Consider the following 15,886-nt stretch of genomic DNA (forward strand, 5'->3'; position numbering starts at 1 on the left):
ATCCGACGTTCCCTCAGATCAGGATCGCGCGCGCCAGCTCACCGCGGTCGGCGAGTCCGAGCTTGTCCAACGCGCTCCGCAGGTGCAGCTGGGTGGTCCGCAGACTCAGGAACAGTTTGGCGGCGATCTCCCGGTCGTCGAGTCCGCGATGTGCCAGCTCCGCGACCTCGCGCTCCGGTTCGGTCAGCACCCGACTCGCACCGAGCAGGGTGGGCGCAGGACCACCGACGCCGATCGCCCGAGCCGCGTGATCGCCCAGGACAGCCTGCTGGGGCAGTCCAGTCAGAGCGGAGCGAATCTGTTCCGGATCACCCTGGGTGAGCGCCTGGTGCACCTGGTACCAGGGCAACAGCATGGGCATCACCGCTCGGGAGAACTGCTCCTCGATCACCGTCATCTGCTCGGGGGTGTACGGCCGAGGCCGCAACAGCCAGCATTCCAGCGCAATGCCCGCCTGTCCCCGCTCGGCCAGACGCAGACCCTCTTCCCACAGCTCCTGATCCATTGCACCGTCCTCCTGCTGCCCCGCCATGGCGACCTCCGCGAGCGGCAGCAAGGAGTGGATCGGTGGGCGGTGCCGAGCCGGCATCGACCGCAGCTCGGTCAGCAACTCCTCGGCCAGCACCAGATCGCCCATCCGGGCCCGAATCGACACCGCCAACGCCAGTGCACGTCGGTAGAACGGGTCCTCCCCGGGCCCGGCCAGACCGAATCGCAGCACCGTGCTCACCGCCACCCAGGCCTGTTCGGTGCGCCCGGACAGGAACAGCACCTCACTGAGGATGCAGCCGTGCACGCGAATGCCCTCCGCGTCCAGTTCGGCGCAAGCCAGCTCCAGCAGTGCACGGCTCTGCTGCTCCACGTCCTCCCACTCGCCCAACATCAGCAGCGAGGAGGAGCGCAGCCCGGCGAGCAGGTGACCGATCTTCCCGCCCTGCCCGGTCAGGTCACCGCGTTCGGCCAGCGGCAGCGCCAGATCCGGTCGACCTGCCTCGAGCAGCGCCCCGGCAGCGGCCACCAGGGTCAACGCGGCCAGCGACCCTTCCCCATGCACCGGCAGCCGCCCCCACACCGGGTCCAGCGACTCGTCCTCGCGGATCCGGCGCTGGATCTCGTCCCGCATCGCGTCGATCTGCTCCATCAGCGCCAAGTCGTCCGCGTGCCGGCGGCTCAGCTCCTCCACCATCAGACGCGACTGCCCGCTCCACTGCGCCCAGAACAGGTGCTGCTGGCGGTAGAGCATCCGCTCGACCACATCGTCGTCGCCGCGCACCGGGGTCTGGCGGATCACCTCGCCGATCTCTTCATGTGCGGGTCGACGACCGAGCAAGGTCAGGTACGGCAGGGCGGTGCGCACGCAGGGGTGCGCGATCCAGGCGCTGCGCAGTGTCACTTCCCGGGCCACGTCGTGCTCCTCGACCTGGGCCGCCAGATCCGCCGTCCACAACGCGCCACGTCCGACCTCGTCCGGCAACGGCGACAGCAGCGTGTCCAGTGCCGATCGGGAGTCCAGTGCCGCGGACCGGAACCGCGGATCGATCGACCCGGCCTGCTCCGCGATCTCGTTGCGCCGGTGCGAGCTCATCCCGAACCGCAGCGCCGAGGCCAGGGCGGGCGGCGACACCACCAGACAGGCCACACCGTCTCCGTCCGGCGAGCTGAGCACACGTCCTCGGTCGGACAGCCCGCGCAACACCGTGACGCCGAGGATCCGTGAAGCGACATCCATCGGCAGCGGCCCGGTCCAGGACAACACCTCCAGGGCGTCCAGCTCCGACCTGGTCAGCCGGGGGACAAAAGCGTTCACCACGGCGTCCAGCGGCACGTGATCGACCGACGCCGCCGTGTGCCACCGCCCGTTGCGCAGTTCGATGGCACCGGCATACCGGGCCGCGTCGACCAACGCGATCGCCACTCGTGGGTTGCCGCCGGAGCGGGCCGCCACCGATGCCAACAGCGGCACATCACCAGGGGCACCCAGGTTCTGCGCCACCAGGCTCGACAACGACGTGAATCCCAGCGGACGCACCCGCACGTCCGCGGGTGCCCGGCCGCTGAGCATCTCGGCGATGAACGTCTCGGCCTCGGCCTCCACGCGCTGACCACCGGCGGTCAGGACGTACTGCGCGCCGGTCTGCACCAGCGCCTGGTGCACCGCCTCGGCACTGCCCGCGTCCACCTGGTGCACATCGTCGATCAGCAGGACGGCGTCCTCGGCGGAGAGCTCCTCCACCAGCCACCGCACCAGCTCGATCGGCGAACCGTGGGCCAACGCCGGGGGGAAGTCCGGGTGTCCGAGCAGGGCGGCGTGCGGGCGCGGGCCGGCGGCCATCAGCAGCAGCACCGGTCGCCCTCGCGCGGCGAGGCGGTCACGCAGCGCACACAGCACACTCGTCCGCCCTGAGCCGTCGTCACCGCGGACCACCACGTCGCGGCGCAGGGCCAGCCAGGTCTCGACGGCGTCGACAGTAAGTTCGAGATCGCGGAGGAGCAACGGGGCACCTTTGAACGGGAGCGGTCGGATCCGCTCCACGATAGGAACGCATCCCGGGTCATTGGCCCGAATTGCCCGATCTAGGCCGACGACACCGCTCCATGAGGTATCCGGGAGCCCATCAGCCCGTAGCAGCCACGCTTGGCTCACGCGAGCGGACGGCCAGATCTGAGTACCCGAAGTGCGTCATTCGTGACGGAGCTCGGCGAACCACGTGCCGCACCTGGTAGGCATAAGCCATGTCACCGCGTCTCCACCGCGTCACAGGCCCTCTCACCAGCGCGGATGCCCACGGTATCCGCGCTCTCGCCCGGGCCGCCACCCAGAGCGACGCAGTCGAGCCGCTGTCCGAGCAGCCCCTGCTCTGGTTGACCGGTGCCGGCCCCGAGATCCATCACCTGATCCTGGGCGACCCCTCCGCACCCGTCGGTTACGCCCAGCTCGACCTGCGCGATCGCTCTCAGGCCAGCGCGGAGCTGGTCGTTCACCCGCAGGCCCGCCGACAGGGACACGGTTCCGCCCTGCTCGACGCCCTGGCAGATCCCGACGTCCCGGTCGATGTGTGGGCGCATGGCGACCTGGCCCCGGCCCGATCGGTGGCCGCGCGCCGCGGGCTGCCGGTCGTGCGCGAGTTGTGGCAGATGCGGCTCGATCCCCTGACCACCCCCGCCGATCCGATGCCCGCACCCGAGGGCATCACGCTGCGCGCTTTTGAGCCTGGCCGGGACGAGTCCGCCTGGCTGGCGCTGAACTCCGCGGCCTTCGCCCATCACCCGGAGCAGGGCCGCATGACCCGGACCGATCTGGACGCCCGCGAGGCGGAACCCTGGTTCGACCCGGCCGGGTTCGTGCTGGCCGAATCCGAGGGACGACTCCTCGCCGCGGGGTGGACCAAGGTGCCCCCGGGCGCGGACGAGGGCGAGATCTACGTGCTCGGCGTCCATCCTGCGGCGCAGGGGCGCGGACTGGGCCGGTTGTTGACCGACTGGATGTTGAATCACCTGGCCGGGCGTGGACTGCGGACAGCAGTGCTCTACACCGAGGGCGACAACACACCCGCGATCCGCACGTACCGTCGGGCCGGATTCGAGCGCAGCGCCGCACACGTGGTCTACCGCCTCTGACTCCGCGGTGGTCCCCAGCCCGGAACTCGGTCCCCCACCGGACACCTTCCGGTGCCACCATGGGGCGATGAGCGACAACTCGGACCAGCCGCCCCGCGGTCGCACCCGGCGCACCTCCTCCACCGCCCGCACCGGCAGTACCGGCAGTGCCCGGTCAGATGCGACCAATGCTCGGAGCAACGGTGCCACCGGATCCGACGGCACCGCCGCGCGCGCCACCCGTCCCTTCGCGCCGGAGCTGGCCGCGCACATCGCCGAGCACATCGCCCCCGCACCGGAGATCGACGCCCCGGAGCCCGCCGCTCTCGACCCGCTGCCGGACGACCGGTTCCTCGACCGGGAGATCTCGTGGCTGGCCTTCAACCAGCGGGTGTTGGAGATGGCTGAGGACGACAGCCAGCCCCTGCTGGAACGCGTCCGCTACCTGGCGATCTTCGCCTCCAACCTGGACGAGTTCTTCATGGTCAGGGTGGCCGGCCTCAAGCGCCGGATCGCCGCCGGACTCGCGGTCACCGCCGCCTCCGGCCTGAGCCCGCGGCAGGTGTTGGAGGCGATCAGCGAGCGCGCCCATGAGCTGATGGACCGGCACGCCGCCGTGTTCACCGAGCAGGTGCAGCCCGCCCTGGCCGCGGAGGGCATCACCCTGGTCCGCTGGGAGGAGTTGGGCGAGGCCGAGCAGGATCGGCTGCGCAAGTTCTTCCGCAAGCAGATCTTCCCGGTGCTGACCCCGCTGGCCGTCGACCCCGCGCACCCGTTCCCGTACATCTCCGGGCTCTCGCTCAACCTGGCCGTCGTCGTCACCAACCCGACCACCGGCAAGGAGCACTTCGCCCGAGTCAAGGTGCCGCCGCTGCTGCCCCGCTACATCGCCGTCGACGCGAAGGGTCGCCCGTCGGCCACCGCCGGACAGGCACCGATGGACAAGCGCCCGATGTCCTTCGTCCCCATCGAGGATGTGATCGCCCAACACCTGGACTACCTGTTCCCCGGGATGGAGATCCGCGAGCACCACACCTTCCGGGTCACCCGCAATGAAGACGTCGAGGTCGAGGAGGACGACGCCGAGAACCTGCTCCAGGCGTTGGAGAAGGAGCTGCTGCGTCGCAGGTTCGGCCCGCCGGTCCGGTTGGAGGTCGCCCGCTCGATCAGCCCCCGAATCCGCGCCCTGCTGATCCGTGAGTTGGGCGTGGTCGAGGAGGAGGTCTACGAGCTGCCCGCCCCCCTGGACCACACCGGCCTGAACCTGATCGCCGACTTGGACCGCCCGGACCTGCAGTACCCGAAGTTCGTGCCCACCACGCACCGGTTCCTGGCCGAGGTGGAGTCCGCGAACCCGACCGATGTCTTCGCCGCGATCCGGACCCGGGACATCCTGCTGCACCACCCCTATGACTCGTTCAGCACCTCGGTGCAGACCTTCTTGGAGCAGGCCGCCGCCGACCCCAAGGTGCTGGCGATCAAACAGACCCTCTACCGCACCTCCGGGGACTCCCCCATCGTCGACGCGCTGATCGACGCCGCGGAGGCCGGTAAGCAGGTACTGGCCCTGGTGGAGATCAAGGCGCGCTTTGACGAGCAGGCCAACATCGGGTGGGCGCGCAAACTGGAACAGGCCGGCGTGCACGTGGTCTACGGCATCGTCGGGCTCAAGACCCACGCCAAACTGTCGCTGGTGGTCCGCCAGGAGTCCGACGGCCTGCGCCGGTACTGCCATGTCGGCACCGGCAACTACAACCCCAAGACCGCCCGGCTCTACACCGACCTGGGCCTGCTGACCTGCGACCCCGATGTCGGCCAGGACCTCACCCGCCTGTTCAATCAGCTGTCCGGTTACGCCCCCAAGTCCCGCTTCCACCGTCTGCTGGTCGCACCCCGATCGGTGCGCGCCGGGCTGATCGAACGGATCGAGCGGGAGGCGCAGGCCGCCCGCGAGGGTCGACCGAGCTGGATCAAGATCAAGGTGAACTCGATGGTCGACGAGGAGACCATCGATGCGCTCTACCGCGCCGCCACCGCCGGGGTGCCCATCGACCTGGTGGTGCGCGGGATCTGCGCTCTACGCCCCGGCGTGCCCGGCCTGTCTGAGACCGTGCGGGTGCGCTCCATCCTCGGCCGGTTCCTGGAACACTCCCGGGTCTTCGCCTTCTGCGCTGACGATGGCATGCGCAAGGACCTGGTCGACGGCGGCAAGGAGTCCGACGTCCTGCTGCCCGGACCGGAGGTGTTCATCGGATCGGCCGACCTCATGCATCGCAATCTGGACCGCCGGGTGGAGGCACTGGTGCGGATCAGCGACCCGGAGCAGATCGCCGAGTTGGTGGACCTGCTGGACGAGTCAATGTCTGACGCCACCGCCACCTGGCACCTCGGACCGGATGGTGCCTGGACCCGGCATGCCACCGGCGACGAGGGCCCGCTGCGTGACCTGCAATCCGCCCTGATCTACCGGCAGCGGAGGCGATTGGGCGCGGGCCGATGAGCCCTGGCACCACTGTCGCGGATGCTGCCCGGGCCGCCCGCACCGCCCGTGAGTCCCGCCGGCCGCAGCTGGTCGAGGCCGCCGGTGCGCTGGTCTGGCGGGTCCGGCAGGGTCGACTCCAGGTCGCCCTGGTGCATCGCCCCCGCTACCGCGACTGGTCCTGGCCCAAGGGCAAACTCGAACCCGAGGAGCACGCCACCGTGGCCGCGATCCGGGAGGTCGAGGAGGAGACCGGCCTGCCGATCGTGCTCGGCATCCCCCTGCCCCGGTTGGACTACGCCCTCTCTGACGGTCGACACAAGCGGGTGCACTACTGGGCCGCCCAGGTCGCCGGTCGCCCCGAGGCTGCCGCCCTGCACGCCCGACCACCGATCCCGCACGCCTCACCGGATGAGATCGACAAGGTCGCCTGGATGGACGCCGATGTCGCGCGCCGGAAACTCACCCGCCGCGCCGATCTCGCTCCGCTGGACGCCCTGGTCAAGGCGCACCGCAAGGGCCGGTTGGACACCCGGGCCTTCGTCGTCGTCCGGCACGGCCGAGCACGCAGCCGCGCTGCGCACGGACCGGAGGAGGCCACCCGCCCGCTGACCCCGGTGGGGCGCCAGCAGGCCGACGCCCTGGTGCCGCTGTTGTCCGCCTTCGGCGTCTCCGATCTGATCAGCAGCCCCTGGGTGCGCTGCCGTGCCACCGTCGAGCCGTACGCCACCGCCGCCGGGATCACCATCGAGGAGGGCCCCGCACTCACCGAACACGCCCACGCCGAGGACGCGCAGTCCACGACCACCGCGGTTGAGGTGCTGATCACGGAGCGGGGCGGGGTGGCCGACCTCGCGTTGTGCACCCACCGTCCCGTGCTGCCGACTGTGCTCGGCGTGATCGACACCATGGCCCGCAAATCCGCACGGCCCGCCCTGCCCACCGAGGACCCGTGGCTGCACCCGGGCGAGGTGCTGGTCGCCCACGTCACCACGCAGCCGGATGCGCAGGGCCGGCGCCGGGTGCAGGCGGTGGAGCGGCACCGGGCCTGAGCACGGGCGCACGACCGACCGTCAGTGACTGAGCCCCGGTCCCGTGACCCGGCCGCACCTCGGTCCGGTGACAGCACAGCGGCGCGACCCCGAACCGGGATCGCGCCGCCGTCGCGCGGTGGTCAGTCGGTCACAGACCGGAGCCGGCCAGGGTCCCGGTGACCGGCTCGTCCGAGATGACGATGCACTGCGCCGTGCGGTTGCCGAACGCCCAGCTGCTCGTGGTCGGCTTGAGCGTGGTGGCGTTCAGGATCGAGTCCTCGTAGGCGGTCCCGACGAAGGTCGCGAACTCGTTGACGCAGAAGGTCTCCAGGTCGGACCCCTCCACATCGGCCAGCTGCGTGACGTTGGTGAGCTCCATCTCCGCGTAGATCTCCCGCGTGTGCGGCTGGTCGCAGGGGATGGTGCCCGCCGAGAACACCTCCTCGCCGTCCGCGATGGAGTCGTCCATGCAGTCACCGACCTTCAGGTCCATCACGTCGGTGTCGGTCGGCTCGGCGGTCTCGACAACCTCGTCGACCTCCTCGACCTCCTCGGATGCGGAGGCCGGGGTGCTGGCCGTGGTGTCGGAGGAGGACGTGGAGTCGTCCCCGCTGGAGCAGGCGGCCAGGCCGATCAGCGCGACCAGGACACGGCGGCGACGCCAGCACATCGGCGTGCGAGAGAAGAACGAAGAGTCATGCCGCCCATGCTGCGGCCCCGGCTTGCGCGACCAGACAGATCGAGTAGGCGGGTGCGGAAAACCGGGGCCGCTGTGCGTTCAGAATGAGTGCCCGATGGGCCAGGTCAGAGCGCCGAACCCTCCAGCGTCTCGGTCACTGGCTCCGGGCTCATCAGGATGCACTGCACCGAGCGGTCGTTGCCATTCTCCCAGCCGTCCTGGGTCGGGGTCAGGTACTGGAAGTCCAGGGTGGACTCCTCGTAAGCCTTGCCGACGAAGGTGGAGAACTGGTCGTAGCAGAACTGGCCAGCCTGGTCGTCCAGGTCGGTCGGGTACTCCTCGCCCTCCAGGCTGGTCTCGGCGTAGACCTCGGAGTCGTGCGCATCACTGCAGGGCACGGTGGGCAGGGAGGACACCTCGGTGGCCATGGTGGAGGAGGACAGGTCCAGGCAGTCGCCCACCGCGATGCTGAACACGTCAGCCTCGGCGGAGGCGGTGATCTCGCCGGAGGACTCGTCGCGCTGCGCCTCCGGAGCGGAGTTCGAACAGCCGGACAGGGTGAGGGTGGCCACCGCGAGGCCACCGAGGACATAGGTGAGGTTCAGCTTCCGCACAGACATGTGTGCAGTACAGCGGAGACCGGTACCCGCGTCCAGTTCGGGCGATTTTGACCGGTTAGCCCGAACGGGTGAGTCTCAGCCCAGGAAGGCGTGCAGCACCAGGTAGACCACCGCGGCCACCGCAGCGGCCGCCGGGATGGTGAGGATCCATGCCGCGCCGATGCTCTTGGCCACGCCCCAGCGCACGGCGGACAGCCGCTTGGTGGCACCGACGCCCATGATTGCGGAGGTGATGGTGTGCGTGGTCGACACCGGGGCGTGCAGCCAGTAGGCGTTGACGTAGAGCACGATCGCCGACACTGTCTCCGCCACAAAGCCTCGCGCCGGGTCCAGCTCGATGATCTTGCGACCGAGGGTGCGCATGATCCGCCAACCACCCGAATAGGTGCCCAGGGAGATTGCCCCGGCGGCTGCCAGCTTCACCCACAGCGGGATGGTGTCGCCGTCGTGGAACCCACCGGCGACCAGCGCCAGCACAATGACACCCATGGTCTTCTGCGCGTCCTGAAGACCGTGGCCGAGGGCCATCGCCGCCGCGGAGGCGGTCTGCGCGATCCGGAACTTGCGCTGGGTCGGGGCCGGCGAGGCCTTCCGCACCAGCCACAGCACGCCGACCATCACGGCGAATGCCAGCGCGAAGCCCAGCAGCGGGGAGACCACCATCGGAATGACGACCTTGTCCAAGATCGCCGACCAGTGCACCGTGATGCCGGAGGCGACACCCACACCCGCCAGGCCACCGATCAACGCGTGCGTCGATGACGACGGCAGACCCAGCCACCAGGTGATCAGGTTCCAGGTGATCGCCCCGACCAGCGCGGACAGCACGATCACCAGACCGGAGTGTGGTGCGACGTCGTCGATGCTGACGATGTCATGGGCGATGGTGGTCGCCACGTGGGTGCCGAGCAGCGCACCGAGCAGGTTGAACACCGCCGCCATCAGCAGCGCCGCCCGCGGGGTCAGTGCCCGGGTGGACACCGAGGTCGCGATGGCATTCGCCGCGTCGTGGAAGCCGTTGGTGTAGTCGAAGCCGAGCGCGAACGCGACGACCACGACGACGAGCGCGATCTCCACGGGAGCTCAGGACTCCTTGAGTGCGATGGTCTCGACGGTGTTCGCGACCTTCTCGAAGGCGTCGGCCGCGTCCTCGAGCTTCTCGACGACCTCCTTCAGCTTCATCAGCAGGATCGGGTCGGCGATCTCGTCGAACATCTGGGCCAGCAGCTTGCGGTGCGACTTGTCCGCCTGGTTCTCCAGCCGGTTCACCTCGACCCAGTAGTCACCGAGGGAGTCCATCGAGCGCAGCTTCGGCATCGCCTCGGCGGTCAGCTCCGCGCAACGCTGCAACACCTGGACCTGGTCGGAGACCCGCTTGGGCAGCTCGTCCAGCTTGTACAGGACGATGAGGTCGGTCGCCTCCTCCATGAAGTCCATGCAGTCATCCAGCGCAGAGGCCAGGCCGTAGATGTCATCCCGGTCGAAGGGGGTGACGAAGGTCTGGTTCAGCCGCCGCATGATCGAGTGGGTCGCCTCATCGGCGAGGTGCTCCACCTCATTGATCTGCTTGGCGATCGCCTTGCGTGCCTGGCGGTCCGCCCCGAGCAGTTCGGCGAGCAGATTCGCGCCGGTGACGAGGTGGGCCGCGGAGGCGGCGAGGAGATCGAAGAACGAGGTGTCGCGCGGAGTGAGGCGCAGGCGCACGGGACGCTCCCGGTGAGAGGGCTCTGGTCAGGCACAGGCTAGGGCAGCCAGCCGGTGAACACGCAACCCCGAAGATGAACGACAGGTGAACGAAACGGCTCCGCGCGGCGAACTCGCCCGAGGTTGCGCCAGAGGTCCCACCCGAGGTGTGAGCTACGTCGCTCACCATCTCGGAAGAGGGCGACGCCGGACCGGGAAGCGCCTCTCGGCGCGTGGCCGCTCGAAGCGGCTGAAATTGGAGCCCGGGGCTACCGCGGCCCGACGTCTGGGTCCATTTTACTCAGGACACCCAGATCGTCACCCGCTGGACCGCGTGAGGTACCCCACCCGTCCGCCGTCACTCCAGCAGACCGCCGCGCCACAGCCCGGCCGCGTGCTCCAACTCCTCCGCGGTCCGCAGCAGCCCGTCCGCACCTCGGGTCAACCGGTTCGCCGCCTCGGCATCCGCGAAGTCCAGATGGTCCGCATCGAAGGCCGCCCCGGTCGCCAGCACCCGGCAGAACGCGCCGCCGCGCTCCAGCGCCACCGCAAGGTCACCGGTGTAGACACCGGACAGCACCGCGTCCAACACTTCGCGCAACTCATGCGGCCCCGGCGGCGACACCACCCCGGCCACCACATGGGGCACCTGCGCTGCCTCAATGCCCAACCGGTACCGCTCCGCCAGGGTCGCCGGGTCGCGCCGCACCCACTCCCGCAACACGTACAGCCGCCACAGCGTGCCGGGCAGCGTCGTCGCCGGGCAGTCCGACCACAGTGCGGCCAGAGTGTCCAAGCCCTCGGACTCCACCAGGCGGACCAGCCGGTCCAGGAGCGCCGGGTCGTCCTCCGCACCCGCGCGGCCACCGTGCACCAGCGTCGCGGCGGTGGTGTGTGCCACCCGTGAGCGCAGCGCGGGATCCATCCCACCGGGGATTTGCTCGGCCTCCTGCGGGTCGAGCATGGCCGGACGACGGAAGCGGGGACGGGGCTGGTCAGCAGACATCACCGTCGATTCTGCGCTCCGCAGCGCCGGTCCGCGAACCCGTGTGCAGGCTCACACCTGTTCACCGCGCGCGCTCTGCGCACCGTCGATAGCGTCCCCGTCGCGCGTTCCGGGTGCGGGATGCGTCCACCTGGTCAAGGGTGGGACCGGCCCTCGACCGGCGCCCAACGATGTGCACCGGCCGGGCGGTCCCGCGCATCGGAAGGACATGTCATGGCTGGCAGCAGTACCGCGCAGGGGCGTCACCCGGCGCACAACAAGGCGATCGGGCTGGCGGTGGCCGCCGCCGTGGGTGGCTTCCTGTTCGGATTCGACAGCTCCGTGATCAACGGCGCCGTCGATGCAATCCAGGGGCAATTCGGGCTGGGGTCCACGCTGACCGGCTTCGCGGTGGCCGTCGCCCTGCTCGGGTGTGCCGCGGGTGCCTGGGCCGGTGGACGGCTCGCGGACCACTGGGGTCGCACCAAGGTGATGGTGCTCGGCGCGGTGCTGTTCTTTGTCTCCTCGATCCTGTCCGCCATTGCCTTCAGCGTCTGGGACCTGATCATCTGGCGGATCCTGGCCGGTGTCGGCATCGGCATCGCCTCGGTCATCGCGCCGGCCTACATCGCGGAGATCGCCCCGGCGGCACTGCGCGGTCGGCTCGGCTCGCTGCAACAGCTGGCGATCACGCTCGGCATCTTCGCCGCCCTCCTGTCCGACCAGTTGCTTCAGGAGGCGGCCGGGGGTGCCGCCGAGGTGCTGTGGTTGGGCTGGGAGGCATGGCGCTGGATGTTCCTGGTCGCCGTGATCCCCGCCGCGGTCTACGGCATTCTCGCGCTACGCATCCCGGAGTCGCCGCGCTACCTGGTCGCCAAGGGCCGCCACGATGAGGCCGTCGAGGTCCTGTCCCGGGTGCTCGGGGACGACGAGGACCCCCGTGAGCGGGTCGCCGCCATCGAGAAGGGCATCAAGAAGGACGAGGAGATCGCGGAGAAGGCCACCCTGCGCGGACCGCGATTCGGTCTGCTGCCGGTGGTCTGGGTCGGCATTCTGCTGTCGGTCTTCCAGCAGTTCGTCGGGATCAACGTGATCTTCTACTACTCCACGACGCTGTGGCAGGCCGTGGGATTCGACGAGAGCCAGTCGTTCCTGGTCTCCACCATCACCTCGGTAACCAACGTGGTCGTCACCTTCATCGCCATCGCGCTGATCGACAAGATCGGCCGTCGACCGCTGCTGCTGATCGGCTCGGCGGGCATGACCATCGCGCTCGCCACGATGGCCCTCGCGTTCACCCAGTCCTCCGGCTCCGGTGAAGACGTGTCGCTGCCCGGCGTGTGGGGTCCGATCGCGCTGGTCGCCGCCAATGCCTTCGTGATCTTCTTCGGAGCCTCGTGGGGTCCGCTGGTCTGGGTACTGCTGGGGGAGATCTTCCCGAACCGGATCCGCGCGGTAGCCCTCGGTGTGGCCGCCGCCGCACAGTGGATCGCCAACTTTGTCATCACGGTGACGTTCCCGCCGCTGCTGGACCAGTTCGGGGCGACCGGGCCGTACCTGATGTACGCGGTCTTCGCGGGGCTGTCCTTCGTCTTCGTGCTGGGCAAGGTGCCGGAGACCAAGGGGCTGGAGCTGGAGGACATGGACGAGCTGCCGTCGGTGCGGGGGGCGAAAGCGTCCTGATCCCGCGGGCCCCATTTCGTGGGGTCGACGCGCGAAGGAGCCTCCGCCGTCACCCCCAGACGTCACACAAGCCCCTCAAAGTGGCACGCACGACACTCAAGCGCGGCCAAAAGTTACTGTCCTGACCACCGAAACGCACCCACAGACCCCGGTTTGCCGACGCAACGCACGAGTTCCCCAGCGACCCTTCCTCCAGAGAAACCCCCATCCACTGGAGTCCGTCGTGCCACGCCGCCTGCTGCCCTCCACCCCCCAGGTGACCGCCGCCCTCGCCGGGTGCGCCCTCACCATGGGGGCAGTCACTTCCTTCGGCCTACCGGTCGCCGCTGCTGCCGAACCCGCCAGCGTGCACTCGACCCCCGCCCGGACGGTCGGCGCGCAGATTCCCGTCACCGCCACCGCCACGGTGGGCGCGGTTGTCACAACCGAGAGCCCCTCCGGCCCGGGCTCGCTTCTGGAGGCCATTCAGACGACCCAGGGCACCGGGCAGGCGATCAGCATTGATGCCGGGGTCTCCCGGATCGAGTTGGACGACACGATGGCCATCACCGGTGACGTCACCATCATCGGACAGGGTGCCGACAGCACGTCCATCGTCGGCGTGCCGTGGTCCCTGGACACGACCTACTCACTCACGGGGCAGCCCGGTGCCTCGATCTCGTTCAGCGGCGTGACGCTCATCGACGTCAGTACGGACCTCCGGGACCTCGACGCCTTCACTCTCACCGACGTCACGATCGCTGGCGAGCGCCTCCCGTCCGTGAACTACTTCAACGTGACCGGTGACCTGACCCTCGACCGGGTCACGATCCTCCCCTCGGTCCAAGTAGCCACCGGCAATGTCCGGAACCTGATCGTGCGCGACAGCTTTGTGGGTAGCAGCCTGGCCGCCCAAGGTGTCGTGAACGACGTCTTGATCGAGAACGTGGTCCACGACGTCTCCGCGTACGAGTTCCCCGGTCACATCGGTGCCGGAACGGTCGGGGGCAACGTCACCGTCACCGGTCTCACGCAAACCGACGGGACCAGGCTCACCTTCGGGAACGTCGAGGGCGATGTCACCTTGACCGATGTCACCATCGAGAACTCCAACCTCGTCGACCAGTCCGAGGGTCCGAACATCGGTGCCAAGGGCGCGGTCACCGTGACCGGTCTGCGAATGTCGGGGAACTTCATCGCCGGTATCAGCGTCAACGCGATGGACGGGTACGCGCAGAACATCCTGACCATCTCCGACGTCGAGCTGCGGCGTGATCCCACCCTGCCGATCAGCTGGTCGACCGGCATCGTGACCTCCGGCTATGGACGTGGCGGCGGCTCGATCAGTGATGTGCAGATCCAGCACGTCGGCACCGGGATCAGCCTGGACTCACCGGGCGGTCTCTACCCGGGCGATGACAGCGCAGCCCAGCCGCTGGTGTTCGAGGACGTCAGCATCGAGTCCCTGACTGAGACAACCACCACCGGCCTGAAGGTCACCGGCATCGGCTCACCCGTGGAGCTGCGACGGGTCACCATGACCGATCTCACCCAGTTCGCTTCCATCGCGCCCCGTTCGATGGAAGCCGGTGCCGCGCTCACCATCGCGGACAGCACCTTCACCACCCAGGCATCGGGGACGCCCGGCATCGCGGTCAGCGGCACTCCCTACACGCAGCTGGCCCTCACCTCCTCCACCGTCCAGAACATCGGTGCGGACGTCCTGCGTGTGGCGACCTCAACCGGCAGCACCTCGCCCGTGCTCACCGTGGATGGCAGCACTCTGGAGCTCGGGTCGGGTGATGCCTCGATGGCCGTCGCATCCATCGCCGCCGGTCTGGACGTGCGCCTGACCAACAGCACCCTGGTCGCATGGGACGCTGGACCGGCAACCGCCCGGTTCGATGCGCAGGCGGACGCGCGGATCGACTACAGCACCCTGGTCGGCGGGCCCGTGGTCGCCGGAGCCGGGGCTGCCGCGCTCGCCATCGACGCCAGCGTGCTGGACGCCGGTGTGAGTTCCGCATCCGGGGCACCGCTGACCATCAGCCGGTCCGCGCTGGCGGATACCGCCGACCAGGCGACCGCAGCAGGAGCCACGCTGGGTTCAGGCAACCTCTACTCCGTCGGTGAGGACGACCGACTGCTCTCCATGTTGGAGGACCACGGTGGTCCCGTCCCGACGTTGGCCCCGCAACCCGGCAGTGTGCTGATCGACGCGGCGGGCGACCGTACCGACGTCGTCACCGATCAGCGTGGGGTCAACCGCCCCACCTCCGGCACCGACATCGGAGCCGTCGAGATCGACGCCGGCACCCTCGCCCTGACCAATGCCACCGTTACCGGCGGCGACACCGCCACACTCGCGCTGACCCGGACCGGCTTGGATGTGGACACCTTCCCGCTGTCCGTCACCGTGGACGTGCCCTCCGGCACCGCGATCGAGGGCGTCGACTACCTCGCTCCCGCCACGACCGTGGAGTTCGCCCCCGGCCAGACCAGCCTGGAACTGCCGGTGCAGACCTTGGCGGTCGCCGGGGACGACACCTCCCTCACCGTGCAGGCCGCAGCACCCTCGGGCGAGCCAGCCACCGGCACCGTCACGATCCAGCAGGGCGGCCCCGTCACCGATCCCGAGCCGGAGCCCACACCGGACCCCGAGCCCACCCCTGAGCCGACACCCGACCCCGAGCCGACGCCCACTGACCCGGGACCCACACCCCCCGAGCACACCATTCCGGGGGCCGGGGCCGGGGCAGGGGCCACGCCGGAGGGTGAGGGGACCGCAGTCACCGTCAGCCCTGAGCCGACCGTGCGTTCCGGTGTCCTGGCCGTGACGGGCTCCGGCCTGGGCCTGGGGGCACTGGCCGCCGTTGTGCTGGCCCTCGGCACGGGCCTGGCCTGGCTCGCCCGGCGACGCCGGGCCTGAGCCCGCACCGTTCCACCCAGCGGCCCGACCTCTCACCCGAGAGGTCGGGCCGCTGTCGGTCACTCAAGCCACGCCAGCACGACACTCACTCCGGCCCTGCACTCGCTGGAATCCCGGAGCAGAGGTACGCGCGGCACCCGATATCCCACGTCAACGCCCATGAACTAGTCGACTCTTGACTCAGTCGCCTGTCCGCCCTGCACGCCAGGCATTCGCCA

11 protein-coding genes are annotated in these 15,886 nt (G+C 69.4%); 5 read left to right on the forward strand and 6 right to left on the reverse strand.

Annotated features, from left to right (window positions below; all coding sequences use genetic code 11):
• Positions 1–13 precede the first annotated feature (13 nt).
• Positions 14–2,494, reverse strand: coding sequence for a LuxR C-terminal-related transcriptional regulator (locus tag AB0N78_RS12220; RefSeq protein WP_363390418.1), 2,481 nt, complete (start codon positions 2,492–2,494; stop codon positions 14–16).
• A gap of 239 nt (positions 2,495–2,733) precedes the next feature.
• Between AB0N78_RS12220 and mshD the strand changes: the two genes are divergently transcribed.
• The 3 genes from mshD (at position 2,734) to AB0N78_RS12235 (ending at position 7,128) form a co-directional block, all read left to right on the forward strand.
• Positions 2,734–3,618: a mycothiol synthase gene (gene mshD / locus AB0N78_RS12225; protein WP_363390421.1), complete on the forward strand. Its 885-nt coding sequence runs from the start codon at positions 2,734–2,736 to the stop codon at positions 3,616–3,618.
• Positions 3,619–3,685: 67 nt separating this feature from the next.
• Positions 3,686–6,097: an RNA degradosome polyphosphate kinase gene (locus tag AB0N78_RS12230; RefSeq protein ID WP_363390424.1), complete on the forward strand. Its 2,412-nt coding sequence runs from the start codon at positions 3,686–3,688 to the stop codon at positions 6,095–6,097.
• Positions 6,094–7,128 carry an NUDIX hydrolase gene (locus AB0N78_RS12235; protein ID WP_363390426.1) on the forward strand — a complete coding sequence of 345 codons (1,035 nt, stop codon included), beginning with the start codon at positions 6,094–6,096 and terminating at the stop codon, positions 7,126–7,128. Before AB0N78_RS12230 ends, AB0N78_RS12235 begins: the two co-directional genes overlap by 4 nt.
• A gap of 130 nt (positions 7,129–7,258) precedes the next feature.
• Here AB0N78_RS12235 and AB0N78_RS12240 read toward each other — a convergent pair whose 3' ends face one another.
• The 5 genes from AB0N78_RS12240 to AB0N78_RS12260 form a co-directional block, all read right to left on the reverse strand.
• Positions 7,259–7,780 carry a septum formation family protein gene (locus tag AB0N78_RS12240; protein WP_363390429.1) on the reverse strand — a complete coding sequence of 174 codons (522 nt, stop codon included), beginning with the start codon at positions 7,778–7,780 and terminating at the stop codon, positions 7,259–7,261.
• 134 nt (positions 7,781–7,914) lie between these two features.
• Positions 7,915–8,409, reverse strand: a complete 495-nt coding sequence (locus AB0N78_RS12245) for a septum formation family protein (protein ID WP_363390432.1) — start codon at positions 8,407–8,409, stop codon at positions 7,915–7,917.
• Between the two features lie 75 nt (positions 8,410–8,484).
• Positions 8,485–9,486, reverse strand: a complete 1,002-nt coding sequence (locus AB0N78_RS12250; RefSeq protein ID WP_363390435.1) for an inorganic phosphate transporter — start codon at positions 9,484–9,486, stop codon at positions 8,485–8,487.
• A gap of 6 nt (positions 9,487–9,492) precedes the next feature.
• Positions 9,493–10,113 (reverse strand): DUF47 family protein, encoded by a 621-nt coding sequence (locus AB0N78_RS12255; protein ID WP_363390438.1) that lies wholly within the window; start codon positions 10,111–10,113, stop codon positions 9,493–9,495.
• 337 nt (positions 10,114–10,450) lie between these two features.
• A complete protein-coding gene (locus tag AB0N78_RS12260; protein WP_363391454.1) occupies positions 10,451–11,056 on the reverse strand; it encodes a hypothetical protein in 606 nt (201 codons plus the stop codon).
• Between the two features lie 255 nt (positions 11,057–11,311).
• On the opposite strand from AB0N78_RS12260, the gene AB0N78_RS12265 reads away from it, so the two are divergent.
• Both AB0N78_RS12265 and AB0N78_RS12270 read left to right on the forward strand, forming a co-directional pair.
• On the forward strand, positions 11,312–12,760 hold the full coding sequence (locus AB0N78_RS12265) for a sugar porter family MFS transporter (protein WP_363390441.1): 1,449 nt from the start codon (positions 11,312–11,314) through the stop codon (positions 12,758–12,760).
• Between the two features lie 223 nt (positions 12,761–12,983).
• On the forward strand, positions 12,984–15,668 hold the full coding sequence (locus tag AB0N78_RS12270; RefSeq protein WP_363390444.1) for a choice-of-anchor Q domain-containing protein: 2,685 nt from the start codon (positions 12,984–12,986) through the stop codon (positions 15,666–15,668).
• Positions 15,669–15,886: the final 218 nt, after the last annotated feature.

The organism is Cellulomonas sp. NPDC089187 (assembly GCF_040685135.1).
Lineage (GTDB): Bacteria > Actinomycetota > Actinomycetes > Actinomycetales > Cellulomonadaceae > Cellulomonas.